This window comes from Brachybacterium sp. GCM10030267 (genome assembly GCF_042666875.1).
Lineage (GTDB): Bacteria > Actinomycetota > Actinomycetes > Actinomycetales > Dermabacteraceae > Brachybacterium.
The window spans coordinates 59,797-84,789 of record NZ_JBHTCX010000005.1; the positions used below are offsets into that span (position 1 = coordinate 59,797).

The 24,993-nt window shown below is 69.7% G+C and carries 20 protein-coding genes and 1 other RNA gene; 15 read left to right on the plus strand and 6 right to left on the minus strand.

Going from position 1 to position 24,993, the window contains the following annotated elements; genetic code table 11:
* Nucleotides 1–18 precede the first annotated feature (18 nt).
* The 6 genes from prfB (at nucleotide 19) to ACFQS2_RS04365 (ending at nucleotide 6,256) form a co-directional block, all read left to right on the plus strand.
* Nucleotides 19–1,134, plus strand: a complete 1,116-nt coding sequence (gene prfB, locus ACFQS2_RS04340; RefSeq protein ID WP_377017424.1) for a peptide chain release factor 2 — start codon at nucleotides 19–21, stop codon at nucleotides 1,132–1,134.
* A 248-nt stretch (nucleotides 1,135–1,382) separates the two neighbouring features.
* Nucleotides 1,383–2,291, plus strand: a complete 909-nt coding sequence (gene ftsE, locus ACFQS2_RS04345; protein WP_377792846.1) for a cell division ATP-binding protein FtsE — start codon at nucleotides 1,383–1,385, stop codon at nucleotides 2,289–2,291.
* Nucleotides 2,288–3,205 (plus strand): permease-like cell division protein FtsX, encoded by a 918-nt coding sequence (gene ftsX / locus ACFQS2_RS04350; protein ID WP_377017428.1) that lies wholly within the window; start codon nucleotides 2,288–2,290, stop codon nucleotides 3,203–3,205. Before ftsE ends, ftsX begins: the two co-directional genes overlap by 4 nt.
* Before the next feature lie 2 nt (nucleotides 3,206–3,207).
* Nucleotides 3,208–4,515 carry a murein hydrolase activator EnvC family protein gene (locus ACFQS2_RS04355; protein ID WP_377017430.1) on the plus strand — a complete coding sequence of 436 codons (1,308 nt, stop codon included), beginning with the start codon at nucleotides 3,208–3,210 and terminating at the stop codon, nucleotides 4,513–4,515.
* 189 nt (nucleotides 4,516–4,704) lie between these two features.
* On the plus strand, nucleotides 4,705–5,211 hold the full coding sequence (gene smpB / locus ACFQS2_RS04360) for an SsrA-binding protein SmpB (protein ID WP_377017615.1): 507 nt from the start codon (nucleotides 4,705–4,707) through the stop codon (nucleotides 5,209–5,211).
* A gap of 70 nt (nucleotides 5,212–5,281) precedes the next feature.
* Nucleotides 5,282–6,256 (plus strand): hypothetical protein, encoded by a 975-nt coding sequence (locus ACFQS2_RS04365; RefSeq protein ID WP_377017432.1) that lies wholly within the window; start codon nucleotides 5,282–5,284, stop codon nucleotides 6,254–6,256.
* A gap of 12 nt (nucleotides 6,257–6,268) precedes the next feature.
* Here the strand turns inward: ACFQS2_RS04365 and ACFQS2_RS04370 are convergent, their stop codons facing one another.
* Complete coding sequence (locus ACFQS2_RS04370) at nucleotides 6,269–6,832, minus strand: hypothetical protein (protein WP_377017435.1); 564 nt, start codon at nucleotides 6,830–6,832, stop codon at nucleotides 6,269–6,271.
* A 212-nt stretch (nucleotides 6,833–7,044) separates the two neighbouring features.
* On the opposite strand from ACFQS2_RS04370, the gene ssrA reads away from it, so the two are divergent.
* Nucleotides 7,045–7,415, plus strand: a transfer-messenger RNA (tmRNA) gene (gene ssrA, locus ACFQS2_RS04375).
* Nucleotides 7,416–7,525: 110 nt separating this feature from the next.
* On the opposite strand, the gene ACFQS2_RS04380 is transcribed toward ssrA, so the two are convergent.
* Nucleotides 7,526–8,395: a sugar phosphate isomerase/epimerase family protein gene (locus tag ACFQS2_RS04380; protein ID WP_377017437.1), complete on the minus strand. Its 870-nt coding sequence runs from the start codon at nucleotides 8,393–8,395 to the stop codon at nucleotides 7,526–7,528.
* 246 nt (nucleotides 8,396–8,641) lie between these two features.
* Between ACFQS2_RS04380 and ACFQS2_RS04385 the strand changes: the two genes are divergently transcribed.
* The 3 genes from ACFQS2_RS04385 (at nucleotide 8,642) to ACFQS2_RS04395 (ending at nucleotide 11,506) form a co-directional block, all read left to right on the plus strand.
* On the plus strand, nucleotides 8,642–9,853 hold the full coding sequence (locus ACFQS2_RS04385; RefSeq protein WP_377017439.1) for a Gfo/Idh/MocA family protein: 1,212 nt from the start codon (nucleotides 8,642–8,644) through the stop codon (nucleotides 9,851–9,853).
* Nucleotides 9,854–9,937: 84 nt separating this feature from the next.
* Nucleotides 9,938–10,474 (plus strand): hypothetical protein, encoded by a 537-nt coding sequence (locus tag ACFQS2_RS04390; RefSeq protein ID WP_377017441.1) that lies wholly within the window; start codon nucleotides 9,938–9,940, stop codon nucleotides 10,472–10,474.
* Between the two features lie 126 nt (nucleotides 10,475–10,600).
* On the plus strand, nucleotides 10,601–11,506 hold the full coding sequence (locus ACFQS2_RS04395; protein WP_377017443.1) for an endo-beta-N-acetylglucosaminidase H: 906 nt from the start codon (nucleotides 10,601–10,603) through the stop codon (nucleotides 11,504–11,506).
* A gap of 133 nt (nucleotides 11,507–11,639) precedes the next feature.
* Here the strand turns inward: ACFQS2_RS04395 and ACFQS2_RS04400 are convergent, their stop codons facing one another.
* Nucleotides 11,640–12,854, minus strand: a complete 1,215-nt coding sequence (locus ACFQS2_RS04400) for a glycine C-acetyltransferase (RefSeq protein WP_377017445.1) — start codon at nucleotides 12,852–12,854, stop codon at nucleotides 11,640–11,642.
* A gap of 37 nt (nucleotides 12,855–12,891) precedes the next feature.
* Nucleotides 12,892–13,956, minus strand: coding sequence for an L-threonine 3-dehydrogenase (gene tdh, locus ACFQS2_RS04405; RefSeq protein ID WP_377017618.1), 1,065 nt, complete (start codon nucleotides 13,954–13,956; stop codon nucleotides 12,892–12,894).
* Between the two features lie 174 nt (nucleotides 13,957–14,130).
* Between tdh and hrpA the strand changes: the two genes are divergently transcribed.
* The 3 genes from hrpA (at nucleotide 14,131) to ACFQS2_RS04420 (ending at nucleotide 20,702) form a co-directional block, all read left to right on the plus strand.
* Nucleotides 14,131–18,015, plus strand: a complete 3,885-nt coding sequence (hrpA, locus tag ACFQS2_RS04410; protein WP_377017447.1) for an ATP-dependent RNA helicase HrpA — start codon at nucleotides 14,131–14,133, stop codon at nucleotides 18,013–18,015.
* Nucleotides 18,016–18,511: 496 nt separating this feature from the next.
* Nucleotides 18,512–19,159, plus strand: a complete 648-nt coding sequence (locus ACFQS2_RS04415; protein ID WP_377792848.1) for a hypothetical protein — start codon at nucleotides 18,512–18,514, stop codon at nucleotides 19,157–19,159.
* 85 nt (nucleotides 19,160–19,244) lie between these two features.
* Nucleotides 19,245–20,702: an NAD-dependent malic enzyme gene (locus tag ACFQS2_RS04420; RefSeq protein WP_377017451.1), complete on the plus strand. Its 1,458-nt coding sequence runs from the start codon at nucleotides 19,245–19,247 to the stop codon at nucleotides 20,700–20,702.
* A gap of 31 nt (nucleotides 20,703–20,733) precedes the next feature.
* Here the strand turns inward: ACFQS2_RS04420 and ACFQS2_RS04425 are convergent, their stop codons facing one another.
* Complete coding sequence (locus ACFQS2_RS04425) at nucleotides 20,734–21,216, minus strand: VanZ family protein (RefSeq protein ID WP_377792849.1); 483 nt, start codon at nucleotides 21,214–21,216, stop codon at nucleotides 20,734–20,736.
* 89 nt (nucleotides 21,217–21,305) lie between these two features.
* On the opposite strand from ACFQS2_RS04425, the gene ACFQS2_RS04430 reads away from it, so the two are divergent.
* A complete protein-coding gene (locus ACFQS2_RS04430; RefSeq protein WP_377792850.1) occupies nucleotides 21,306–21,680 on the plus strand; it encodes a DUF3039 domain-containing protein in 375 nt (124 codons plus the stop codon).
* Nucleotides 21,681–21,751: 71 nt separating this feature from the next.
* A complete protein-coding gene (locus ACFQS2_RS04435) occupies nucleotides 21,752–23,557 on the plus strand; it encodes a DEAD/DEAH box helicase (protein ID WP_377792851.1) in 1,806 nt (601 codons plus the stop codon).
* Between the two features lie 21 nt (nucleotides 23,558–23,578).
* On the opposite strand, the gene ACFQS2_RS04440 is transcribed toward ACFQS2_RS04435, so the two are convergent.
* A complete protein-coding gene (locus ACFQS2_RS04440) occupies nucleotides 23,579–24,958 on the minus strand; it encodes a nicotinate phosphoribosyltransferase (protein ID WP_377792852.1) in 1,380 nt (459 codons plus the stop codon).
* Nucleotides 24,959–24,993: the final 35 nt, after the last annotated feature.

Here is a 24,993-nt window from a genome sequence, read left to right on the forward strand (position 1 = left end):
GCCGTAGACTCACCCCTCGTGGCTTCCATCAACTTCTCCGAAGAGATCCCCCGTCTGCGGTCGACCCTGTCGTCGATCGAGCAGGTGACCGACATCGAGGCGCTCGACGCCAAGATCGCCGACCTGGAGAAGCAGGCCTCGGCCCAGGACCTCTGGGACGACGTCGAGAACGCGCAGCGGGTCTCCTCGAATCTCTCCCACGCCCAGTCCGAGCGGCGCCGCATCAGCGAGCTGTCCCAGCGCATCGAGGACATCGAGGTGATGGTCCAGCTCGCCGAGGAGGAGGACGACGCCGACACCCTCGCCGAGGCCGAGCGCGAACTCACCTCGATCCACCGCACCCTCGACGAGCTCGAGGTGCGCACCCTGCTCTCCGGCGAGTACGACGAGCGCAGCGCCGTGGTGACCATCCGCGCCGGCGCCGGCGGGGTGGACGCGGCGGACTTCGCCGAGATGCTCATGCGCATGTACCTGCGCTGGGCCGAGCGCCACAACTACCCGACCAAGGTGATGGACACCTCCTACGCGGAGGAGGCCGGGCTGAAGTCCGTCACCTTCGAGGTCACCGCTCCGTTCGCCTACGGGACCCTCTCCGTCGAGGGCGGCACCCACCGCCTGGTGCGCATCAGCCCCTTCGACAACCAGGGCCGCCGCCAGACCTCGTTCGCCGCCGTCGAGGTGATCCCGCTGATCGAGTCCACCGACTCCATCGAGATCCCCGAGAACGAACTGAAGATCGACGTGTTCCGCTCCTCCGGCCCCGGCGGGCAGTCCGTGAACACGACGGACTCCGCAGTCCGCATGACCCACATCCCCACCGGCACCGTGGTCTCGATGCAGGACGAGAAGTCCCAGATCCAGAACCGCGCCGCCGCCCTGCGCGTCATGCAGTCGCGGCTGCTGCTGCTGAAGAAGGCCGAGGAGGCCGCCGAGCGCAAGGAGCTGGCCGGCGACGTCAAGGCCAGCTGGGGCGACCAGATGCGCTCCTACGTGCTGAACCCGTATCAGATGGTCAAGGACCTGCGCACCGAGCACCAGGAGGGCAACCCCTCCGCAGTGTTCGACGGGCAGATCGACGAGTTCATCGACGCGGGCATCCGCTGGCGCGCCGAGCAGGGCAAGCTCGCCGACTGAGGCGGGCAGACCCGCCGCCTGCCCCGAGCCCGACGAGATCCACCGGACCGACGGGCTCCACCGGCCCGGCGAGCTGTACGGGGCCGGTCAGCTGCCCGGGCCGGTGAGGCCCCGGATCGGCGACGGTGAGCGCCCGCACCCGCCTTTGACCAGGTTTTGACTCGTCAGCTCATCGCGCCTGCGGCGCGTCGCGGCAGTGCGGCCCTACTCTGGAACGGCACCACGTTCCCCCGATGTGACAGGCTCCCGTGATCCGTTTCGACAACGTCACCAAGACGTACATGCGAGGTCAGCACCCCGCGGTGGAGAATCTCGACATCGAGTTCACCCGCGGGGAATTCGTGTTCCTGGTCGGGGCCTCCGGATCCGGGAAGTCGACCATGATGCGGATGGTCCTCAAGGAGACCGCGCCCAGCCGCGGCACGGTGTACGTGGCCGGCAAGGACCTCTTGCGCATCCCGTCATGGAAGGTGCCGTCCCTGCGCCGGGATATCGGCATGGTCTTCCAGGATTTCCGGCTGCTGCCCTCGAAGACGGCCTACCAGAACATCGAATTCGCCCTCGCGGTGATCGGCACGCCTCGCAAGGTCGTGCGCCGCCTGGTCCCCGAGATGCTCGAGATGGTGGGCCTGGAGGACAAGGGGCGTCGGATGCCCCACGAACTCTCCGGTGGTGAGCAGCAGCGTGTGGCCATCGCTCGCGCCTACGTGAACCGGCCCTCGATCCTGCTTGCCGACGAGCCCACCGGCAACCTCGACCCCTCGACCGCCGAAGGAATCCTCGACCTGCTCGCCGAGATCAACGAGCGCGGCACCACCGTGGTCATGGCCACGCACGACCAGGCGGCCGTGGACCGGATGCGTCGCCGCGTGGTCGAGATGGTCGGCGGCAGGGTGGTTCGCGACGAGGCTGCCGGGCTGTACGAGACCGTCGTGCCCCACAGCGTCATCTCCGGCAACCTGCCGGACGACTCCAGTCGTCGCGGCGAGCATTCGCTGAGCGATGACGCCATGGCGACCGGTGAGGACGCGCGCTCCGGCGACGTCCTGGAGGAGGAGCTGATCGACGAGCGCGACGCCCGCCGCGCCCAGGAGGAGGATCCCTTCGCCGAGGACGGACACGAGCATGAGCACGAGGACGAGGGGAGGCGGCGATGAGGGCGCGGTACATCCTCGGCGAGATCTTCACGGGCCTGTGGCGGAACATCGCCATGGTCATCTCCGTCGTCATCGTCACCGCGGTCTCGCTGACCTTCGTCGGCACCGGATTGCTGATGCAGAAGCAGATCATGGACATGAAGTCGACCTTGGTCGAGCAGTCCCAGGTGACGATCTTCCTGTGCTCGCCGCATTCGACCTCCTCCTCGTGCGCCGGTGGCGCGGCGACCGATGCGCAGATCGACTCCGTGCGGCAGGCGCTGGAGGGCGATGTGCTCTCCCCGTACATCTCCTCGTACACCGAGCGCAGTCAGGACGAGGCGCTGTCGATCTACCAGGAGCAGTTCGCGGGGGAGGGATTCGTCTCCAACTTCACCGCGGAGGACATGCCCGTCTCCTTCCACATCACCCTCGAGAACGCCGATGAATCCGCTGCGGTGGTCGAGTTCTTCCAGGGCCGCGACGGCGTCGACGAGGTCACCGACCTGCTCAGCGCATTCGCGCCATTCATCGACGTGCTGAACCAGTCGACCATGTTCGCGCTGGGACTGGCCGTTCTCATGCTCATCGCCGCCCTGCTGCTGGTGGCCACGACGATTCGCATGTCCGTCGCCAACCGGCGCCGGGAGATCGCGATCATGCGCCTGGTCGGCGCCTCCAACCTCTTCATCCGTCTGCCGTTCCTGCTGGAGGGAGCCGTCGCCGCGATCATCGGCGGGGTGATCGCCTCCGGGATGCTCTGGGTCGGCTTGCACTACATCGTCCAGGGCTGGCTCGCTCCGACCCTCGGTCAGCAGCTCGTCACGGTCGGCGCCGAGGACCTGATCTGGGCCGCACCGATCCTGATCGCGCTGGGCGCCGTCCTGTCCATCGCCTCGTCCGTGGTCTCCCTGAACCGCTATCTGAAGGTGTGAGCATGTCCCAGAACATCCTGCGGCGTCCGGCCGGCTTCCTCGCGGTCGCGGCCCTGGCCCTCGTCCCGCTGCTGTCCCCTCTCCCGCCGGCCGCGGCCGACGGGGACAAGGACGAGAAGATCGCCGAGCGCGAGGAGGTCGATCAGCAGCTCGAGGACCTGCGCCTCGAACTCGAAGGTGTCAACGAGGACCTGGCCGACACCTACCTCGCGCTCGCCGAGACCGAGCTGCTGATCCCTCAGGCTCAGCAGGATCTCGAGGATGCTCAGGAGGAGCTGGAAGCGGCGCGCGAGGAGGACCGCGAGACCGGGGAGCGGCTGGACGCGGCCCAGGAGGAGGAAGAAGAGCTCTCGGGCGAGGTCAAGTCCGGTCAGGAAGAGGTCGACCGCAGCGATGAGGAACTCGCCGAGGTCGCGATCGCCGCGTACAAGGGGGGCGGCGTCCCCAACCCCTCCAGCGTCTACGTCGGCGGGCAGGAGCCGCAGGACACCGTCGACCGCTCGATGAACTACCGGCTGACGCTCTCCTCGCAGGGGTCGCGGCTGGACACGCTGCGCACCGACCAGTCCGTCACCGAGAACTCGGCGGACCGGCTCACCGCGGTGCGCGAGGAGATCGACGACCTCAAGCAGGAGGCCGAGGAGGCCGTCCAGCGCCGCGAGGACGCCGAGGATGAGGCCGCGCAGGCGAAGCAGGACCTCGATGACCTCTACGCGGACCAGAAGCGCCAGCGGGACGAGCTCGAGGACAAGAAGACCGAGTACGAGGACCAGGAGTCCGAGCTCGAGACGCGCAGCAGCACGCTGGACGACGAGATCGAGGAGCTCGCGCAGCAGGAGCGCGAGCGTGAGGAGCGGGCGCAGCAGAAGGCACAGAGCAGCGGAGGCGACTCCTCCAGCGGCTCTGCGAACACCGGCGGCGCCTGGCAGCACCCGGTCGGCGGCCGACTGAACTCGAACTTCGGCTGGCGCGTCCACCCCATCTACGGCACCCGCAAGCTCCACGCCGGTGTCGACTTCCCGTCGGCCTGCGGAACCCCGGTGGGAGCCACCCACTCCGGGCGCGTCATCCAGCGCACCTGGAACAGCGGGGCCGGGAACAAGATCATCCTCAGTCACGGCATCCACAACGGCCACCTGATCACCAGCTCCTACCACCACCTGCAGAGCTACGCCCTGCCCGTGGGCGCGCAGGTCTCCGCCGGGGACACGGTGGGGTACGTGGGCACCACCGGCTCCTCGACGGGTTGCCACCTGCACTTCGAGATCCATGAGGACGGCAACGCCGTCAATCCCACCAAGTACATGTGAGGCGTCCCGTCGGCCCGGAAGCTCAGGCGGCGGTTCCGGCCCGATCGGCCCGGCCCTCCGGCCGGGCGTGACTGACCGGCCATATTCGCTCGCGTCGCACAGACGCCACGGCGTAAGCTGGGACGTCCGGTTGCACCCAGAGCGCAGCCGGGCATGCACAGTGGATCGATGGCAGGTCGGAGGGACATCATGGCGGCGAAGAAGGCTGCGGCGAAGAAGACCGGCACGGCCGACGGTCCCGAGAAGAAGCTCATCGCCTCGAACAAGCGGGCACGTCACGACTACTTCATCGATGCCACCTGGGAAGCCGGGATCGCGCTGACGGGCACCGAGGTGAAGTCGCTGCGTGAGCGGGGAGCGTCTCTGGTCGACGGCTACTGCTACGTGGACGGCGGCGAGGTGTGGATGGACGCTGTGCATATCGCGCCGTACGTGAAGGGCACCTGGACGAACCACGCCACCCGCCGCAAGCGCAAGCTGCTGCTGCACAAGCAGGAGATCGTGAAGCTGGCGAGCAAGTCCCGCGAGAAGGGATTCACGATCGTGCCGCTGGAGCTGTACTTCCTCGGATCGCATGCCAAGGTGCTCATCGGCCTGGCACGCGGCAAGAAGGAGTACGACAAGCGCCAGACGCTGCGCGAGAAGCAGGACATGCGTGAGGCCGAGCGCGCGATGCGGCGACGCGAGCTCGCCTGAGCCGAGCTCGCCTGACGCGAGGCTTTACCCTCTTTTGACTTTGATCGTGTCCGCTGGATAGCGTCGCGATGTGTCGGTGATCACCGACGCCACCGATGCATCGCGGATCTTCCTGCGGTCGATCACGAGAGGCCTGTCCATGCGTTCGAGCCTGCCCCTGCGTCGAGCTCTGGTCGCCGCCGCTGCCCTGGCGCTGGCAACCACCAGCGCCGCCTGCACATCAGCCGGCGAGGACGCGGCCCCGACCTCGAACGACGGAACCTCGGCCAGCGATGGCCAGGACCCCGCTGCGAGCGGCGAGGACACCGAGCCGTCGGACGGAGAGGAGGGCGCGGAGCCCTCCGACGGGGACGGGGCCGGTGGCGCGGCGATGAACCGCCCACCCGCAGTGCTGTATATCGTCGACGGCGTCTCGGACGTGGTCGACACGGACCAGGAGACCTGGAGCGCCGCAGCAGGAGACATCGCGGAGATCCTCGCCGACCACACCGCGGTCGACGGGGCATCCGAACCCTCGTGCGACGGGGACCTCACCTACGAGGACGGGGCGTCCGTCGACTGCACCGCGGAGTTCGCGATCGAAGGCCTGGACGGGCAGCAGGACCTGACGGTCATGGCCGTCCGGGCGCCCTCCGGGTACGATCCCGCCGGCTCGCCGGCGCTCTTGGTCAGCGTGGGCGAACCCCCGTCCGACGACGCCCTCGAGGTCTTTACGGATCAGGGCAGCAACCTGGTCGGCGTCGGCCAGGGCTCGATGTTCAACGCGGAGGAGGTCCCCGCCGACGAACTCGCCGCCACGGTCGAGTCCACGGTCAACAGCCAGAACGGTTACGGGGTGCTGGATGCACCCATGGTCGCCCCGGAATGCTCCGAGCCGCTGCCGGCAGGATCGACCGAGCCCGTCGAGTGCACCGTCGCCTGGGAGCACGACCCCGAGGTGACCTTCGGGGCCGAGGCGATGGGCGTGTGGTACCTCGACTCGGAGCCCGGCCTGCTGGTCGCGCTGGACGTCGCCGAGGCCGATGCCGCCGGTGACGAGGACTGATCTCCGCTGCTCTCAGTCAGCGCGCTCGAGCCGCGCGACGACCTGCCGGCTGGCGTCCAAGGATGCGTCATCGGTACCGCTGAGGTTCTCCCGCATCAGCAGAGCACGCCGGGCGTCCTCGAGCGCACGCTGTCTCAGCATCCCCGCGGCACGCGGCCGGTCGGCCGCCAGCTCGTGCGCGGCATGCTCGAACCGGCACTTCGCACGGTGCTGGAAGACGGAGGCGAGGACCGACAGCGACGACGGGGACGTCGGATCGTCGAGCCCCGTCTCCTCCGCGGCGAGGTCGAACTGCTCCTCGGCGGGGACGAAGGCCCCCTGCCACTGCAGGACGTGCCCGTAGCGCACCCGCCGGACGGCTCGGACCAGCGGTGGGAGGCCGGTGCTCTCGAGACTCCGGCGTGCCGCGACGGCGGCCTCCTCGAGCCGGCCGAGCATCCGCAGGTAGGCGGCAGTGCGGGGATCCTCCGGGTTCGACGCGCACCACTGGGCCAATGCCGTCGGATCCTCCACGACCTCCCGCAGGGTGTCGTCGTCGAGCCGAACCTGCACGCCTGCCGCCGAGAACCCGATCATCGCCGTATCGTCTCGCGGGCTCGGCTGCGCCGTCCAGCCCGGCCGCAGTTCGCCGTGAGCTGAGGAATAAACTCTTCGGCTGCGGGGTTGGGCCCTGTAGAGTAGATGCACGACGCACGGGGAGACCCGTCGTTCGTGGGTGTTTGACAACTGCAGAGTGAGTGCATGGGCGGCCTTCGAGGCCGTCACAATCTGTGCTGCCACCCACGCTGGGGGACGATCGGTTTCGACGGTAGTTGTCCAGCGAGGGGAAGCGGGTCGAGAACCCAGAGTCATCTCGTTAATGTCCTCTGGAAACCAATAAGTGCCGAACCCAAGCGCACTGACTTCGCTCTCGCTGCCTGATCAGCGATAGCAGTCTGGAACCCCGGGCTTGCTCCTGACCCGGGTCGTTCCATCATCTAAGGAGCCACTGCTTCCGGCCCTCGTCATCGGGGTCGGGTGAACAACTCAGAGTGACTGAGTCCGCCGACGACGTGTCCGTGCGAGCGTCGGGACTGAGAAAGCGTTACTACGGACTGCGCCCGGAGAAGCCCTCGCTCCGCACTATCGGACGCGGGTTCGATTCCCGCCGTCTCCACCATTGCACTCACGATGAAAGGCCCCCTCACCTGCACTGACGTGCGGGGGAGGGGGCCTTTCTCATGCCCGGCTCTCATGCCCTGCTCGCATGCCCTTCGGCCAGCCTCGCCGTCAGCCGGTGATGAGCTCTTCGTAGCCGAGCTCGACCAGGTGGGCCCGGCTCATCGCCAGCGACTCGAAGATGTCTCGCCCGTAGGTCTGATCCTGCTCGATCAGCAGGTGCTGCGCGCCGGAGGCGATGCCCTGCTCGATGACCGGCTTCCAGTCCAGCGTGCCCTGACCGACCTCTGCGAACTGGACGATGTCGCGGGCCCAGTACTCGCCCCAGGCGGCGCCGTCGCCGCTGTCCAGCCGGTCGAAGAGCTCCTGACCGGGCAGCACGATGCGGTAATCCTTGAGATGGACGAGGTCGAGGACGCCCTCGAAAGCCGCCAGGGTGCGCTCAGGATCCCGCCCGCCGCGCTGGACCCAGTGGCAGTCGATCTCGAAGCGCAGATGCGGGGCCTGCTCGCGGATGATGTCGAGCACCGTCGTGCCATCGATCATGGCGAACTCGACGTGGTGATTGTGATAGCTGAGGCTGAGCCCTTCGTCCGCGAGGCGCCGCGCGTAGTCGTCGGCCTCCCGGCAGAAGGCCAGGAGGGCGTCGCGGGAGCGCATCGCCTCCCGCGGCATCATCCCGATGCGGATCAGAGAGGTGCCCAGGCGCCGCGCATCCTCGATATGACGATCGAAGTTCTCGGCGAGGCTGAGGTCGTCGCTGCCGGCGGGGACGGACGTCTTGCCGGAGATCGCGGCGTACTCGATGCCCAGACTCTCGCGCGCGGCCTCCATGCCGGCCACGTTGTCCTCGGTCATCGGGATCTGCGAGACCTCCACGACCTGGAATCCGGTGTTCTTCACGCGCTCCAGGACGGCCGTGATGCCGTCGCGGGCGACGTGGTCCTTGAGCATCATGAGCTGGATGCCGATTCGTGCCATGGGAACCTCCTGGGTCGGTCCGGGCCGCATCGCCCGGGGACGGCGGTCCGACCGCCGCTCATCGCCGCCACGGTATCCAGTGGCGCGGGTCATATCGGAGGTTTGCCGCAGGTTGCCCGTGCAACGGCGTGCAACTGCTGTGGAATCCTGCGATGTGACCCCAGTCTCGGGTCAGTCCTGCAGGACTCTGGTTGATGGCGGCCTGCTCCGGTCGCTGCGGCAGAGGCGAGATGAAAGGCGCAGCACATGACGACGACGTCCACTTCCGGTGCGGAAGCCCCCCGAACCGAGCCGGTGGTGCGCCTGGGCATCCTCGGAACGGGCACGCAGGGCTCCGCCTACGCGCGGTTCATCGCCGAGGGTCTCGTGCCGCACATGAGCCTCGGCGCCCTGAGCGACACCGATCCGGCAGCACGTGCCGCGGCGAGCGAGACGCACCCCGGGGTGCCGACGTTCGCGACCCTGCACGAGATGCTCGCCTCGGGGTCCGTCGACGCGGTCGTCACGACCATCCCGCACTACGAGCACCCCGCGGCCGCGATCACGTCGATCGAGGCAGGCTTTCCGACCCTGGTGGAGAAGCCGGCCGCCGTGCACACGAGCCAGGTGCGGAGGATGAACGAGGTCGCGGCCGCGCACCCGGAGGTGCCGTTCGCGATCATGTTCAACCAGCGCAACAACCCGCTGTACCGGCGCATCAAGGAGATCGTGGAGGCCGGCGAGATCGGTGAGGTGCTGCGCTCGACGTGGATCATCACCACCTGGTGGCGTCCGCAGGGCTACTTCGAGCAGTCCGCGTGGCGCGCCACCTGGGGCGGAGAGGGCGGCGGGGTCCTCGTGAACCAGTCGCCGCACCAGCTGGACCTGTGGCAGTGGATCTGCGGCATCCCGAAGTCCGTGTTCGCCAAGGCCGGCTTCGGATTCCGCCGCGACATCGCCGTCGAGGACGAGGTCACGGCGCTGGTGGACTACGGCGACGGCCGCACCGGCACCTTCATCACCTGCACCCACGACATGAAGGGGACCGACCGGCTGGAGATCCTCGGCAGCCGCGGCAAGATCCTCGTCGAGGGATCGAAGACGGCCACCGTGCACCGCTACGCCAAGAGCGAGAAGGAGATCTCCGACGCCACCACCCCCGAGAGCGCCCGCGAGCTGATGCGCGGGAACACCGCCGGGCAGGGCGACCTGGTCAGCACCGAGACGATCGAGGATTCCTCGGTCTGGGGCGGCCAGCATGCCGGCGTGCTGGAGAACTTCGCCCGCCACGTGCTCTTCGGAGAGGATCTGCTCGCTCCCGGCTCCGACGGCATCCATGGGGTGCGCCTGGCCAACGCGATCCACCTTTCGGCCTGGACCGGGCGCGAGGTGCCCTTGGATTTCGACGAGAGTGAGTACCTCGCCGAGCTCAACAAGCGGATCGCCGCCGAGGGCAAGTACCCCCAGCAGCAGGGCTGAGTCGATCGGGCGGAATCAGCCTCCCCGAGCCTCGCCCGGCCCTACACTGCCGCGGAGGACTACTCACTCGACCAGGAGACGTTCATGCCCCGCCCCGGTGACCCGGCACTCGCCAGCCGCCCCGACCGCTTCGAGCTCGCCACGCACCCGCAGTCGCGCTTCTTCCTCCTCAATGCCCTGCTCTCCGCCGTCATCATGCTCGCGCTGGTGATCTGGGGCCTGGTGGAGGGGATGTGGCCCCTGGTGATCGGTGCCGGCGTGCTGCTCGTGGGCTCCCCGGCGACGATGCTGTGGCTGGCGGGGCGCAACCGAGTGTGGCGGCTGCGTGACGGCCGGCCGCTCGAGACCCTGATGCTCGACCTGCGCGAGGACCCGGGGGAGGCCTGGCGCCGCCTGTCCACCGGCGACCCGGCGGTATACACCCCGCTGGAGGTCCGGGACGCCACCGAGCACACGCAGCAGACCCTCGAGGCGTACTGGCCCGAGGACGAGCCGGTCACCTACGTGGTCATCGTCGACGGCCGCAACGACCGGGCTACCGAGATCATCGAACTGCGGGACGATCGGCACGAGGCCTTCCACGCCGCCAAGGACAAGGGGCTGGCCACTCAGTACAGCTGAGCGGAGGCGCGGAGACGTTCCCGCGGGAACGCTCTCGCGCGCGGTTGCTACTGTGCTTCCACCCATCGCGCCGGGACCGCCGCGCTGCCGCGGACCGGTCGGACACGTCGAGAGGTCATCGTTCCCATGCTGCATCGCCGAACACTGCTCGCCGGACTGGGGGGAGTCGCCCTCGGAGGCGCGGCGCTCTCCGCGCCCGCCCTCGCCGCCCCGCCGCGTCGGGATCCGGGCCGCATCGCCTCGGTCGCCTACATCGAGGTCAACCACAACAATCTGGAGAACGCCGGCGCGTACACCCTCGATGACGGCACCGCGGCCTTCGACATCGCCTCCATCTTCGCGGCCAACATCAACTACGACGGCACCTCCGCCTACCTCCACTGCAACGAGAACGTGCAGCACGTGCTCGACGAGGCCGAGACCACGATCCGCCCGCTGCAGGAGAAGGGGATCAAGGTAGTTCTCTCGCTGCTGGGCAATCACCAGGGGGCGGGTTTCGCGAACTTCCCGGACCGGGCCGCCGCGGACCGCTTCGCCCAGCAGGTCGCCGGGACGGTGCGCCGGTACGGGCTGGACGGCGTGGACATCGATGACGAGTGGTCCCGGTACGGCGAGAACGGGACCGGTCAGCCCAACGACCACTCCTTCGTGCACTTCGTCCAGGCTCTGCGCAAGCGACTGCCGAACCGGCTGATCACGTTCTACGTCATCGGGCCCTCCGCCGAGCGCCAGGAGTACCAGGGCGTGCGCGTCGGCGACATGATCGATTACGCGTGGAATCCCTATTACGGGGCGTACCGCGAGTACCCGGTGCCGGGCCTGCCGCGCGATCGCTACGGAGCGGCAGCCGTCGACCTCACCCCCGGTTCCGGCTCGGACGAACCGGCGTTCGTGCGGGACCTGGCCGAGCGGACGGCGGCCGACGGGTTCGGGGCGTTCGTGACCTACCAGCTGCAGGCGGGGGACCGCAGTGACCAGGTCTCCGCCTTCACCGAGCCTCTGTACGGCAGCGCGGCGCACTACGAGGGCTGACCCGGGGACCACGAGCCCGTGGCACGTGGAGCCCGGCGCCCGCTCAGGGGCCACGACCGCGGCGAGACGTTCCCGCGGGAACGATCCGTGAGGCTGCCGAGGCGTTCCCGCGGGAACGTCCTGCCGGGGACGGTCAGCCCTGCACCGCCGCCCGGGAGTCGACGAACGCGGCCACGGCGGCCTCGACGTCGGCCTCGCTGTGAGCAGCGGAGAGCTGCACGCGGATGCGGGCCTTGCCCCGGGGGACGACGGGGTAGGAGAACGCCGTGACGTAGACGCCGCGCTCGAGCATGGCGTCGGCGATCCGGCCGGCCAGCGCGGCGTCGCCGAACATCACCGGGACGATCGCGTGCTCGCCCTCGAGCAGGTCGAAGCCCTCCTCGCTCATCCGGCGCCGGAAGAGCTCGGTGTTGCGCATCAGCGTCGCCCGCAGGTCCGCGCTGCCCTCGACCAGCTCGAGCGCGGTCAGGGTCGCGGCGACGATCGAGGGGGCCAGAGAGTTCGAGAAGAGGTAGGGCCGTCCCTTCTGCCGCAGCAGCGCCACGATCTCGGCCCGCCCGGAGACGTAGCCGCCGCTGGCCCCGCCGAGGGCCTTGCCGAAGGTCCCGGTGTAGAGGTCGATCCGGTCGGAGACCCCGAAGTGCTCGGGCGTGCCGGCGCCGGTGGCTCCCATGAACCCGACGGCATGGGAGTCGTCGACCAGCACCAGGGCGCCGTACTCGTCGGCGAGGTCGCAGATGCCCGGCAGCGGCGCGAGGTAGCCGTCCATCGAGAACACCCCGTCGGTGACGATGATGGTGCGCCGTGCGCCCGTGCCATCGTTCTGGGCCCGCGTCGCCTCGAGCTGGGCGCGCAGATCCTCCAGGTCGGCGTTGCGGTACCGGTAGCGAGCGGCCTTCGACAGCCGGATGCCGTCGATGAGGGAGGCGTGGTTCAGCTCATCGGAGATGATCGCGTCCTGCGCGCCGAACAACGGCTCGAAGACGGCGCCGTTGGCGTCGAAGCAGGAGGAGAACAGGATGGTGTCCTCGGTGCCGAGGAATCCGGACACGGCGCGCTCGAGCTCGAGATGGAGATCCTGCGTGCCGCAGATGAACCGTACCGAGGCCATGCCGAATCCGCGCTCGTCCAGGGCTCGCTTCGCGGCCGCGATGATCTCCGGATGATCGGCCAGGCCCAGGTAGTTGTTCGCGCAGAAGTTCAGCACCTCCGCGCCCTCCTGCCCGAGCGGGCCGGCGGTGATGCGGTTGCTCTGCGGGCTCGAGATCACCCGTTCACGCTTGAGCGTGCCGGCCTCGTCGATCTCGGCGAGCTCGGCGGTCAGCTGGTCCTTGAGGTCCGAGTACACGGTGCTCCCTATCTCTCGGCCGCTCTTCAGCGGCACGTCAGTCGAGGTTCTCCCAGTCCAGCAGCACCTTCCCGCCGCTGCCGGACCCGGCGATGTCGTAGGCGCGCTCCCACTGCGAGGCGGGCAGCACGTCCGAGACGGTCGCCAGAACGCGTTCGCGCAGCAGGGGGCTGGTCGAGATCATCGCGCTCATCGCGTTCCAGGTCTCGAACATCTCGCGCCCGTAGATGCCCTGCAGCGTGAGCATGTGGGTGATCACGGTGGTCCAGTCCAGCTCGAAGTGCCGCGAGGGCAGCCCGAGCAGCGCGACCCGGCCGCCGTGGTTCATGTTGGCGATCATCTCCTGCAGGGCGCTGGGCTGGCCGGAGATCTCCAGGCCCACGTCGAAGCCCTCCTTCATGCCCAGCTCCCGCTGCGCCTGGGTCATGGTGGTGCGGCCGACGTTGACCGCCAGGTCCACGCCCATCGAGCGCGCCAGTTCGAGGCGGTGCTCGTGCAGGTCGGTGATCGCGATGTAGCGGGCGCCGGCGTGGCGGGCGACGGCAGCCGCCATCAGACCGATCGGCCCCGCGCCGGTGATCAGGACGTCCTCACCGATCAGGGGGAACTTCAGGGCCGTGTGGACGGCGTTGCCGAACGGGTCGAACACCGCTCCGAGCTCCGGGGTGATGACCTCGGTGCCTGCGTCGTGCTCATGGACCCACACGTTCAGGTGCGGGACCACGACGTACTCGGCGAACGCGCCGTCGCGCTGGACGCCCACCGAGCGGGTGCGGATGCACATCTGCTTGCGCCCGGCGCGGCAGTTGCGGCACGTCCCGCACACCACGTGGCCCTCCCCGGAGACCCGGTCGCCGACCCGCACGTCGCTGACCTCCTCGCCGACCGCGGTGACCTCGCCGTAGAACTCGTGGCCGGGCGTGAAGGGGACGGTGTCGCACATGGCTTCGGCCGAGGAGTCCCAGCTGAGGATGTGCAGGTCGGTGCCGCAGATGCCGGCGCGCAGCACGCGGATCTTCACGTCCCAGGGGCCGCACTCCGTTTCGGGCAGCTCCACCATGGTCAGGCCCGGGCCGGGCTCGGTCTTGCGCAGGGCACGCATCATCGCGGCAGCAGTCCTCCTCGGGTCATGGCCCGCCGCCGCGGGCCCGCCCGTCGATGGTAGACCGCGTCGGGGCATCCCGGCGCGCGGCGGCTGCTCGCGGGTCGAGGCGTCGACGGGCCGACGAAAATCACGAGGGCCTGCAGGCCTTCCGCCCCGTAGAGTGGAGGCGCCATGACCACGCCCTCCACCGCCGCCGGCCCGCGCCTGTCCTATCCCGCCGAGCTGCCCGTCTCCGGGCGCCGCGAGGACATCATGACGGCGATCCGCGAGAACCAGGTCGTCGTGATCGCGGGCGCCACCGGCTCCGGCAAGACCACCCAGATCCCCAAGATGCTGCTCGAGCTCGGCTACGGGCAGGGCAAGCGCCTGATCGGCCACACCCAGCCACGACGCATCGCCGCGCGCTCGGTCGCCCAGCGCATCGCGAGCGAGATGGGCGAGAAGCTGGGGGAGGGGACCGTCGGCTTCCAGGTCCGCTTCACCCGTGAGACCGGTCGCGGCACCCGGCTGAAGCTGATGACCGACGGCATCCTGCTGGCGGAGATCGGCCGCGACCGGCTGCTGAAGCGCTACGACGCGATCATCATCGACGAGGCCCACGAGCGCTCGCTGAACATCGACGTGATCCTCGGGTACCTGCGGCAGATCCTCCCGCAGCGCCCGGATCTCAAGGTCATCATCACCTCGGCGACCATCGACCCCGAGCGCTTCGCCGAGCACTTCGGGCAGCGCCTACCCTCCGGCGAGACGGAACCGGCTCCGATCATCGAGGTCTCCGGGCGCACCTACCCGGTCGAGGTGCGCTACCGGCCGCTGGTGCTGGAGGCGGAGGTCGAGGAGGACGACGAGCTCGAGGACGTCCACTCGATCGAGCGCGACCTCACCCAGGCCGTCATCGACGCCGTCGACGAACTCGCCGCCGAGGGCCCCGGCGACATGCTCGTCTTCCTCCCGGGAGAGCGCGAGATCCGCGAGATCTCCGATGCCCTGAGCACGCACCTCGATCGCGGCACGAGGGGCCGCAGCGCCCTGCCGGTCGAGGTGCTGCCCCTGTTCGGGCGGCTGTCCGCGCAGGACCAGCAGAAGATCTTCTCCCCGCCGCCTTCGGGCACCTACCGTCGGATCATCCTGTCGACCAACGTCGCCGAGACCTCGCTGACGGTCCCGGGCATCACCTACGTCATCGACTCGGGCCTGGCCCGCATCTCCCGCTACTCCCAGCGCACCAAGGTCCAGCGCCTGCCGATCGAACCGATCTCGCAGGCCAGCGCGAACCAGCGCTCCGGCCGCTCCGGCCGTACCGCCCCCGGCATCGCGATCCGCCTCTACTCCGAAGAGGACTTCGAGGGACGGCCCGAGTTCACCGAACCGGAGATCCTGCGCACCTCGCTCGCCTCCGTCGTGCTGCTGATGACCAGCCTCGGGCTGGGGGACGTGGAATCCTTCCCGTTCGTCGAGCCGCCCGCTTCCCGCGCCATCACCGATGGCGTGCGTCTGCTCGACGAGCTCGGCGCCCTCGAAGCCGCCCCCGATCAGCCCGGCGGGCGGCAGCTGACCTCCGTCGGCCGCACCCTCGCCCGCTTCCCGCTGGATCCGCGGATGGCCCGCATGCTGATCGAGGCGCACCGTCTGGGCGCCCTGCGCGAGGTGCTGATCATCGTGGCGGCACTGTCCATCCAGGATCCGCGTGAGCGGCCGCTCGGCCAGGAGCAGCAGGCGAAGGAGAAGCACAAGCGCTTCGAGGACGAGACCAGCGACTTCCTGGCTTTTCTGAACCTGTGGAACCATCTCCAGGCGCGCCGCAAGGAGCTCTCCGGCAGCGCGTTCCGCCGCGAGGTGCGCGCCGAGCACCTCCACTACCTGCGCATCCGCGAATGGTGGGATCTGCACTCCCAGCTGCGGGACATGGCCAAGGACGTCGATCTCTCGGCGAACGACAACGACGCCTCCCCGCAGGCCATCCACCAGTCCTTGCTGGCCGGGCTGCTCTCCCACGTCGGCCTCCACGACGAGCGCACCCGGGAGTACAGCGGCGCCCGCGGCGCGAAGTTCGCCGTGTGGCCGGGATCCGCGCTGGCCAAGAAGCGCCCCGACTACGTGATGGTCGCGGAGCTCGTGGAGACCTCCCGCCTGTGGGGCCGCACCGCCGCCCGCATCGATCCCGCCTGGGCCGAGGAGACGGGCGCGCACGTGGTCAAGCGCTCGTACTCTGCCCCGCACTGGTCCTCCAAGCGTGCCAGCGCCATGGCGCACGAGAAGGTCACCCTGTACGGGGTGCCCCTCGTCGCCGATCGCGTCGTCGGCTACGGCCGCATCGACCCGGTCGCGGCCCGCGAGATCTTCATCCAGAACGCGCTGATCGAGGGGGACTGGCGCACCCGCCACCACTTCTTCCGTGACAACCGCGCCCTGATCAGCGACCTGGAGGAGCTCGAGGCCAAGACCCGCCGCCGGGATCTCCTGGTCTCGGACGAGCAGCTGTTCCGCTTCTACGACGAGCGGATCCCCGCTCACGTCGTCTCCGGTAGGCACTTCGACTCCTGGTGGAAGAAGCAGCGCCACGAGACCCCGGACCTGCTCACCCTCACCGAAGGGGACCTGCTGGCCGCGGACGAGGATGTCACCGAGGCGATCCGCGCGGACTTCCCCGACACCTGGGTCCAGGGCGACATCACCCTGCCGCTGAGCTATTCCTTCGGCGAGCTCGGTGCGAAGGGCGCCGACGGGGTCACCGCCACCGTGCCGCTGGCAGTGCTGAACCGCCTCGAACCGCGCGGGTTCGACTGGCTTGTCCCGGGGATGCGCGAGGAGCTGGTCACCGAGCTGATCCGTTCCCTGCCCAAGCAGATCCGTCGCCATCTCGTCCCGGCTCCGGAGCGGGCGAAGGCGGTGGCCGCGAAACTCCACGACGACGATCCCGACAGCGGTGAGCCGTTCGTCGAGGCCGCGGCCGACGAACTCGTGGACCTGCCGGGCGTCCCCGACGACCTCCCGCTGTACGGACCGGAGTTCGACCTCACCAAGCTGCCGGCCCACCTACGGATGCATTTCCGAGTGGTCGATTCCAAGGGCCGCGAGATCGGCTCGGGCGATGACCTCGAGGCTCTGAAGCAGCGACTGCAGAAGCGGGTCGAGGCCTCCGTCTCGTCCCAGGGCGATGACCTCGCCCGGACCGATCTGCCCACGTTCCCCGAGCAGGGGATCCCGGCCGTCCACGAATCCACCGTCGGCGGGCTCAAGGTCACCGGGTACCCCTCCCTCGTGGCGCGGCGGGGCGCCGACGGGCGGCTCGAGCGCGTGGACCTGGCGGTGCTGACCACCGCCGACGAACAGGCACTCGCCCATCGCGAGGGCGTGATCGCGCTGCTGGACCGCGAGCTGGGTGCGGATCTCTCGTCCGTGCTGAACGCGCTGCCCAACCCCACCAAGCTCGCCGTCTCCGGCTCCGACTACTCCTCGACGGCGTCGATGCTCGCCGACGCGTCCCGCGCCGCCACCTCGCATCTGGCGGGTGAGGCCCAGGTGCGCACGCGCGCCGAGTACGACCAGCTGCTGGACCGGGTGCGCAGCGAGCACGACGCTCTGGCCGCCCAGGCGGTGAAGGATGCCGCCTCGGCCCTCGCCGTCAGCGCGCGCCTGCACAAGGAGCTCAGCCGGGTCCCGTCCCTGGCCGTGCTCTCCCACCTCACGCAGATCCGAGAGCACGCCGCCTCGCTGCTCGGTGACGGGTTCATCTCCCGCACCGGCATCGATCACCTGCCTGACCTGCGCCGGTACCTCGAAGCCGATGCGATCCGCCTGGAGAAGCTGCCGGAGAACCCGCGCCGCGACGAGCAGCTGGCCTGGCAGATCGCCGATCTGACGAACTACTGGCACACCGAGCGGGCCAAGCTCTCGCCCCGTCGGCGCGCCCAGCCCGACGCCCGCGAGATCGACTGGATGCTCGAGGAGCTGCGCGTGAGCCTGTTCGCCCAGCAGCTCGGCACCAAGCAGACCGTCTCGGACAAGCGGATCCGCAAGGCGATCGCCGAGCTGTCCACCGGCGACGGTCGCTGACCGCAGGCGCGCTCCGGAGCCGCCGCCCCCGGAGGCCTCACCGTCCCCGTGGGGCGTTCTCGCACGGCTCGGCATCGACCCGAATGCCGCGGCGACTCACGGGCATATGCCCGAATACGCCGCACTCGGGATCCCGGCGCGGAGATATGACCTCCAGTGTGCCGGAGCGCATATATCCGCCGTGGTGCAGACCACCTCGGCGGCGTGTTCCACGACGCATTCGGAAGCTTTGCCTTTTTGTGCGAGTGGTGACGGCGGTGCCGGAACTTCTGGGCCGGGGGGTCGGTGCAATCACCGCATGGCCTGCCCAGACGTCACGTGATGAAAGTGTGCAGGAGTTTGTCCCACGGTCATGGGAAGGGAAACTCGAGGTCGCGGTGAAAACCCTGGCGCTGCGCCGGGTATTCACACCCCGTGATCATCCCGTTACGTTGGCGGAGCTCGGAAGGTGCCGAGCGCCTTCCACTGTTGTTCGAGCCCGAAGGGTGCCGCTCTCTTGTCTTCTCTGTCTTCGTTCCTGCCTGCTTCGTCCTCCGCCGGCCGGTCCGCCGCGGCCTCCGCACCGCTGTCCCGCCGCGGCCTGTTCGCCGCCGGGACGGTCGGGCTCGCCTCGCTGACCTCTCTCGCCGTCGCCGCACCCGCCTCCGCGCAGGGCGAGACGTGGACAGAGGCGTTCATGACCCGTGAGGAGACCCGCGAGGGCTTCGAGATCGGTGCCATGGACCAGTGGCAGGTGGAGAACGCGCAGTTCATCATCGCCGTCTGCAAGGGCCACGGCCTCGAGGAGGCGGTCACCACGGTCACGCTGATCACCGCCATCGTGGAGTCCTGGCTGTACAACTACGAGCCCGCCGTCGACCTCGACTCCGGCGGTCTGTTCCAGCAGCGGCCCTCGATGGGCTGGGGGAGCGCGGCCGATGTGCGGCACAAGAAGAAGGCCATCGACGCCTTCCTCGGCCTCGGCGAGATCTCGTCCGCGCCGGGCCTCCTCCAGGCGGTGCCGGACGTCGCGAGCTGGGAGCCCGGTCAGGCTGCTCAGACGGTGCAGGCCTCGGCCCACCCCGAGCGCTACGCCGAGCAGGTCACCAGCGCACGGACGATCATGGACCGGTACTCGCGCAAGGTCGCGCCGTTCACCGCCTGAGATCGTGAGCGGCGGCCGGAATCGTCGCTCCGCCGCGGGTCGGTGCGTGCGCCGCTGAGCCGCCGACATCGTTAGGCTGTGCCTCATGTCACCGATGCCCTCCGTGAGCTACTCCATCACCATCCGCCTCGAGTTCGCGGCGCGATCCGCCGCGGTCAGCGACATCACCGGGCGCATCGAGAGACACGGCGGTTCCGTGACCGCGCTCGATGTCTCCGCCTCCGGGCCGGAGCGCATGCGCGCCGACATCACCGTGCTGACCGCCGGCCATGACCACGCCATGGAGGTCGTCGATGATCTCCGGACGATCGAGGGCGTCGAGCTCGGCAAGGTCTCGGATCGCACCTTCCTGGCCCACCTCGGCGGCAAGCTCACCGTCGAGTCGAAGATGCCGATCCGGCATCGCGACGACCTCTCGATGGTCTACACGCCGGGCGTCGCCCGCGTGGTCAAGGCCGTCGCCGAGAACCCCGAGGACGCCCGGCGACTGACCATCAAGCGCAACACCGTCGCCGTCGTCTCCGACGGCTCCGCGATCCTCGGGCTGGGAGACCTCGGCCCGCTGGCCGCGATGCCCGTGATGGAGGGCAAGGCCGCGCTGTTCAAGCGGTTCGCCGGCATCGACGCCTTCCCGATCTGCCTGGACGCGCACTCGGTCGACGACATCGTCGCCCATGTCAAGGCGATCGCCCCCGTGTTCGCGGGCATCAACCTCGAGGACATCTCCGCCCCGCGCTGCTTCGAGATCGAGGACCGTCTGCGCGCCGAACTGGACATCCCCGTCTTCCACGACGACCAGCACGGCACTGCGATCGTCGTCGTGGCCGCCCTGCGAAATGCCCTCCGCGTCGTCGAGAAGGACCTGACCACCGCTCGCATCGTCCTGGCCGGGGCCGGCGCGGCCGGTACCGCGATCCTGCGCCTGCTGCGCGCCGCCGGCGCGCGCGACGTCGTGGTCACCGACATCGACGGCATCATCCATGAGGGCCGTGAGAACCTCGCCGGTCGCCTGCCGTGGATCGCGGAGGTCACCAATCCTCGCGAGCTCACCGGGACCATCGGTGACGCGATCGAGGGGGCCGACGTCTTCATCGGCGTCAGTGCCGGCAACATCCTCACCGCACAGGACGTCTCGACCATGGCCGAGCGCTCGGTCGTCTTCGCGATGGCCAACCCCACCCCGGAGATCGACCCGTCCGAGGCCGCGAAGTACGCCGAAGTGGTCGCCACGGGCCGCAGCGACTTCGCCAACCAGATCAACAACGTGCTCGCCTTCCCCGGGGTGTTCCGCGGACTGCTGGACGCCCATGCCACGCGGGTCACCGACCGGATGCTGCTGGCGGCGGCCAACGCGCTGGCCGACGTCGTCACCGCCGAGGAGCTGAATCCGACCTACATCGTGCCCAGCGTCTTCCACGACGGGGTCACCAAATCCGTCGCGGGGGCGGTGGAGCAGGTGGCCCGGGAGGACGCCGGAACGGTGGACACGATCACGGGCGCGATGCCCACGGTCTACGCGGACGAGATCACGCTGAACGGCTGAGCTGCCGAACGGCTGACCCTCCGCCGAGGCGTCAGTGCTGGGAGGCGGTCTCCCCGCGCTCCTGGTCCCTCTCGCCGAGAGGATCGTGCTCCGCGGCGTCCCGGTGGCGCCGACGCTCTGCGAGCCACAGGCCCACGCCGAGGGCGATGCCGATGACGTCGGCGAGGAGGTCGCCGCCCTCCGCGGCGCGTTCGGGCAGGGCGATCAGCTGGATGAGCTCGATCAGCAGCGCGTGGACGAACGCGGCGATCACCACCCATCCGATGGGGAATCGTCTGTGCGGTGCCAGCAGGCGGCCGGCCGCCCAGACGAGCAGGGCGAAGAGCAGCAGGTGAACTGCCTTGTCCAGGCCGGGGACGCCGGCGCCCGGGGTGCCCGCGGGAATCGAGGGCAGATAGAAGCTGACGTTCGCCACGATCGCCAGGGCGAGCAGACCGACGCGCCACGGCAGGGAGCCGCCCACCCGTCGGACCTCGTGCGGGAGACGGCGGAGGAACTCGGCGACAGCGTCCATGGCGGGCATTGTTCCAGGGGTGACGCCTGTCTCCGTGGAGGCTGGGCCGCTAAGCTCGCCCCAGCACGACATCGACCGAGGGAGTTGCCATGTCCTCCAGCACGTCCGATCCGTCCCGGATGGACCCGTACAGCGATGACCCGGGCGCGTCACCGGGCAGCACCGCGGTCCTCGACCGGCAGCTGCAGGAGCAGGAGCAGACCACCGACGACGGTGACCATGACCGGTTCGCCCACTACGTGCGCAAGGACAAGATCACTCAGGCGGCGCTGGACGGCACGCCCGTGATCGCGCTGTGCGGCAAGGTGTGGGTCCCCGGGCGCTCGCCCGACAAGTACCCGGTGTGCCCCGAGTGCAAGGAGATCTACGAGGGCATGCGCGAACCGCAGGACGGCGGCGGCGACGGCAGGGGCGGCTCCGGGCGCGGCGGCGGCTTCCGGGGCTTCTTCGGCGGGCGGCGCTGAGGGAGAGCTGACTTCCTCACATCGGACCCGGCGGCGGGTCGTCGTACCGCGGCGGTACCGTGGTGCACGCTGTGAATACCTCCCCCCTGTTCTCCGCGAACGATCCCCGCCAGCCCTCCGAGGCGGCCGCGCGATCGCTGCCGCCGGCCTACCCCGAACGCGCCGCCTGGGGCACGGTTCCCAAGCTGCGCGCCTGGCAGTCCGAGGCGCTCGAGCTCTACCGCAGCACCGCCCCGAAGGACTTCCTGGCCGTCGCGACCCCGGGCGCCGGTAAGACCACCTTCGCCCTGCAGGTCGCCGCCGGCCTGCTCTCCGAGGGCACCGTCCGGCGCATCACGGTGGTCGCGCCGACGGAGCATCTGAAGACGCAGTGGGCCGACGCCGCCGCCCGCGTCGGCATCTCCCTGGACCCGAACTTCACCAATGCCCAGGGCGCTCACGGCTCCCACTACCAGGGCGTCGCGGTGACGTACGCCCAGGTGGGCATGCATCCCGCGCTGCATCGGGCCCGCACCGAGGCCGATCGCACCCTGGTGATCCTCGACGAGATCCACCACGCCGGCGACTCACTGACCTGGGGCGACGGCGTGCGCGAGGCGTTCGACCCCGCGACGAGGCGCCTGGCGCTGACAGGTACGCCCTTCCGTTCCGACTCCTCGCAGATCCCGTTCGTCACCTACGAGGACGACGGCCAGGGCTTTTTGCGCTCCAAGGCGGATTACGTCTACGGATACGGGGAGGCGCTGCGCGATCACGTGGTCCGCCCCGTGCTGTTCATGACCTACTCGGGCCGGATGCACTGGCGCACCAAGGCCGGTGACGAGGTCTCCGCGCAGCTCGGGGCGATGGAGACCAAGGACATCACCCAGCAGGCCTGGCGCACCGCGCTGGACCCCAAGGGGGAGTGGATCCAGTCGGTGCTCTCGGCCGCGGACCGGCGGCTGACCGAGCTGCGCCGCCATGTCCCCGACGCCGGCGGCCTGGTGATCGCGACCGACCAGAAGGCCGCCCGCGCCTACGCCGCGACCCTGCAGGAGATCTGCGGCCAGGAACCCACCGTCGTCCTGTCCGACGATGCCGGCGCCGGCCGGCGCATCGAGGCCTTCTCCGAGTCCGACGATCGCTGGATGGTCGCAGTGCGCATGGTCTCCGAGGGCGTGGACGTGCCGCGCCTGGCCGTGGGCGTCTACGCCACCTCCACGGCGACCCCCATGTTCTTCGCCCAGGCCGTGGGCCGCTTCGTGCGCTCTCGGACCCGCGGCGAGACGGCCAGCGTGTTCCTGCCGACGGTGCCGATCCTGATGGCCCACGCCGGCGAGCTCGAGGCCGAGCGCGACCACGTGCTGGACCGTCGGCCCGACGAGGGCGACGAGGTCACGGGCCTCGACGAGAGCCTCATCGAGCAGGCGAACCGCTCCGAGAAGGCCAGCGAGGACCTCGAGATGTCCTTCGAGGCGCTGGAGTCCGAGGCGTCCTTCGACCGGGTCCTGTTCGACGGCGGCGAGTACGGCGCCGGGGGCATGGCCGGCAGCGAGGACGAGCAAGGATTCCTCGGCATCCCGGGCCTGCTGGATGCGGACCAGATGCGCACCGTCCTCCAGCAGCAGCAGGCCGAGCAGCAGGCCCGCCGTCAGCGCAGCGGGCCCGCCGAGCAGCCGCAGACGCCGGGCGTGGTGGATCATCGCCGGCTCATGGAGCTGCGCAAGGAGCTCAGCACCCTGGTCTCGGCCTGGTCGCGGAAGTCCGGCACTCCCCACGGATCGGTGCACAACACGCTGCGCAGCCGCAGCGGCGGGCCGGCGGTCGCCCAGGCCAGTGCCGAGCAGATCCAGGCGCGCATCGACATCGTGCGCGGCTGGTTCGTCGGCCGTCGCTGAGGGGCGCTGCCGGTCAGCGCGTCAGCGCAGAACCCGTGCCGCCTCGACGCCGTCGGTGACGGTGGGGATGGCGATCGGGCCGTCGGGCCCGTCGTCGGCCGGCAGATCCAGTTCGCGGATCGAGTCCGCGTGCCGCTGACGCGCCTTCTCGACCCGCTCCGGGGGACGCAACGGGTCCGTCGGCTCGCCGCCGAGGATCATCGGGACCTGCAGGGGGCGCAGATTCGTGCGGCTCCAGTCCGGGTTGGCCTCGGCCGCCAGCAGCTCCGCGGTCAGCTCCCGTTCGAACTCGGCGATCTCCGCCTCGCCGGGCAGCACCAGCTCCGCGTGGGCGCGGTCGCCCACCAACATCCGGAAGGCACGCTTGCCGGCGCCGAGCGTCGCCTTGTCCAGCGACTGCTTGCCGACGGGGTGCATCTGCCCGTCGGCCCCCTCGCGCTCGACCAGCTTGTACACGAACCCGGGCGCGGGGTGGCCGCCGCCGGTGACCAGGCGGGTGCCGATGCCGTAGCCGTCCAGCGGGGAGGAGGCCAGCTCCTCGACGCGGTACTCGTCCAGATCCCCGGTGGCGGTGACGCGGGTCGTCGTCGCCCCGAGCGAATCGAGCAGTCGACGGACCTCGCCGGCCTGCTCGGCGAGATCGCCGGAATCCAGTCTCACCGCTCCGAGCTCCGGCCCGGCGAGGTCCACCGCGGTGCGGATCGCGGTCTCCACGTCGTAGGTGTCCACCAGCACCGTCGTGCCGGTTCCCTGGGAGACCAGCTGGGCGCGGAAGGCCTCCTCCTCGCTGTCGAACAGCAGCGTGAAGGAATGCGCCGCGGTGCCGGCGACGGGGATCCGGTAGTGCGCGCCGGCCGCGAGGTTCGAGGTGGAGGCGAAGCCGACGACGTAGGCGGCGCGGGCGGCGGCGATGGCGGCGTCCTCGTGGACGCGGCGCCCACCCATCTCGATGCAGGGGCGGCCGCGGGCCGCGGTGATCATGCGCGAGCCGGCCGAGGCGATCCCGCTGTCGTGGTTGAGGATCGAGAGCACCACCGTCTCCAGGATCACCGCGTCCTCGAAGGTGCCCTCGACGCGCAGCACGGGGGAGCTGGGGAAGAACAGCTCACCTTCCTCGTAGCCGTGGACGTCACCGGAGAAGCGGTACCGGGCCAGATGCTCCAGCGTGTCCTCGTCCAGCACGCCCGCCCCGCGCAGATAGCGCAGATCGGCGTCGTCGAAACGGAAGTCGGCGATCGCGTCGAGCACGCGGCCGGTGCCGGCGAGAACGCCGTAGCGGCGGCCCTCGGGCAGGGAACGGGTGAACACCTCGAAGACGCAGCGTCGCGACGCGGTGCCGGCCCGGCGGGCAGCTTGCACCATCGTCAGCTCGTAGAGGTCGGTGAGCAGGGCGGAAGTCACAGTGTCCACCGTAATGCGTGCCGGGCCAGCAGATC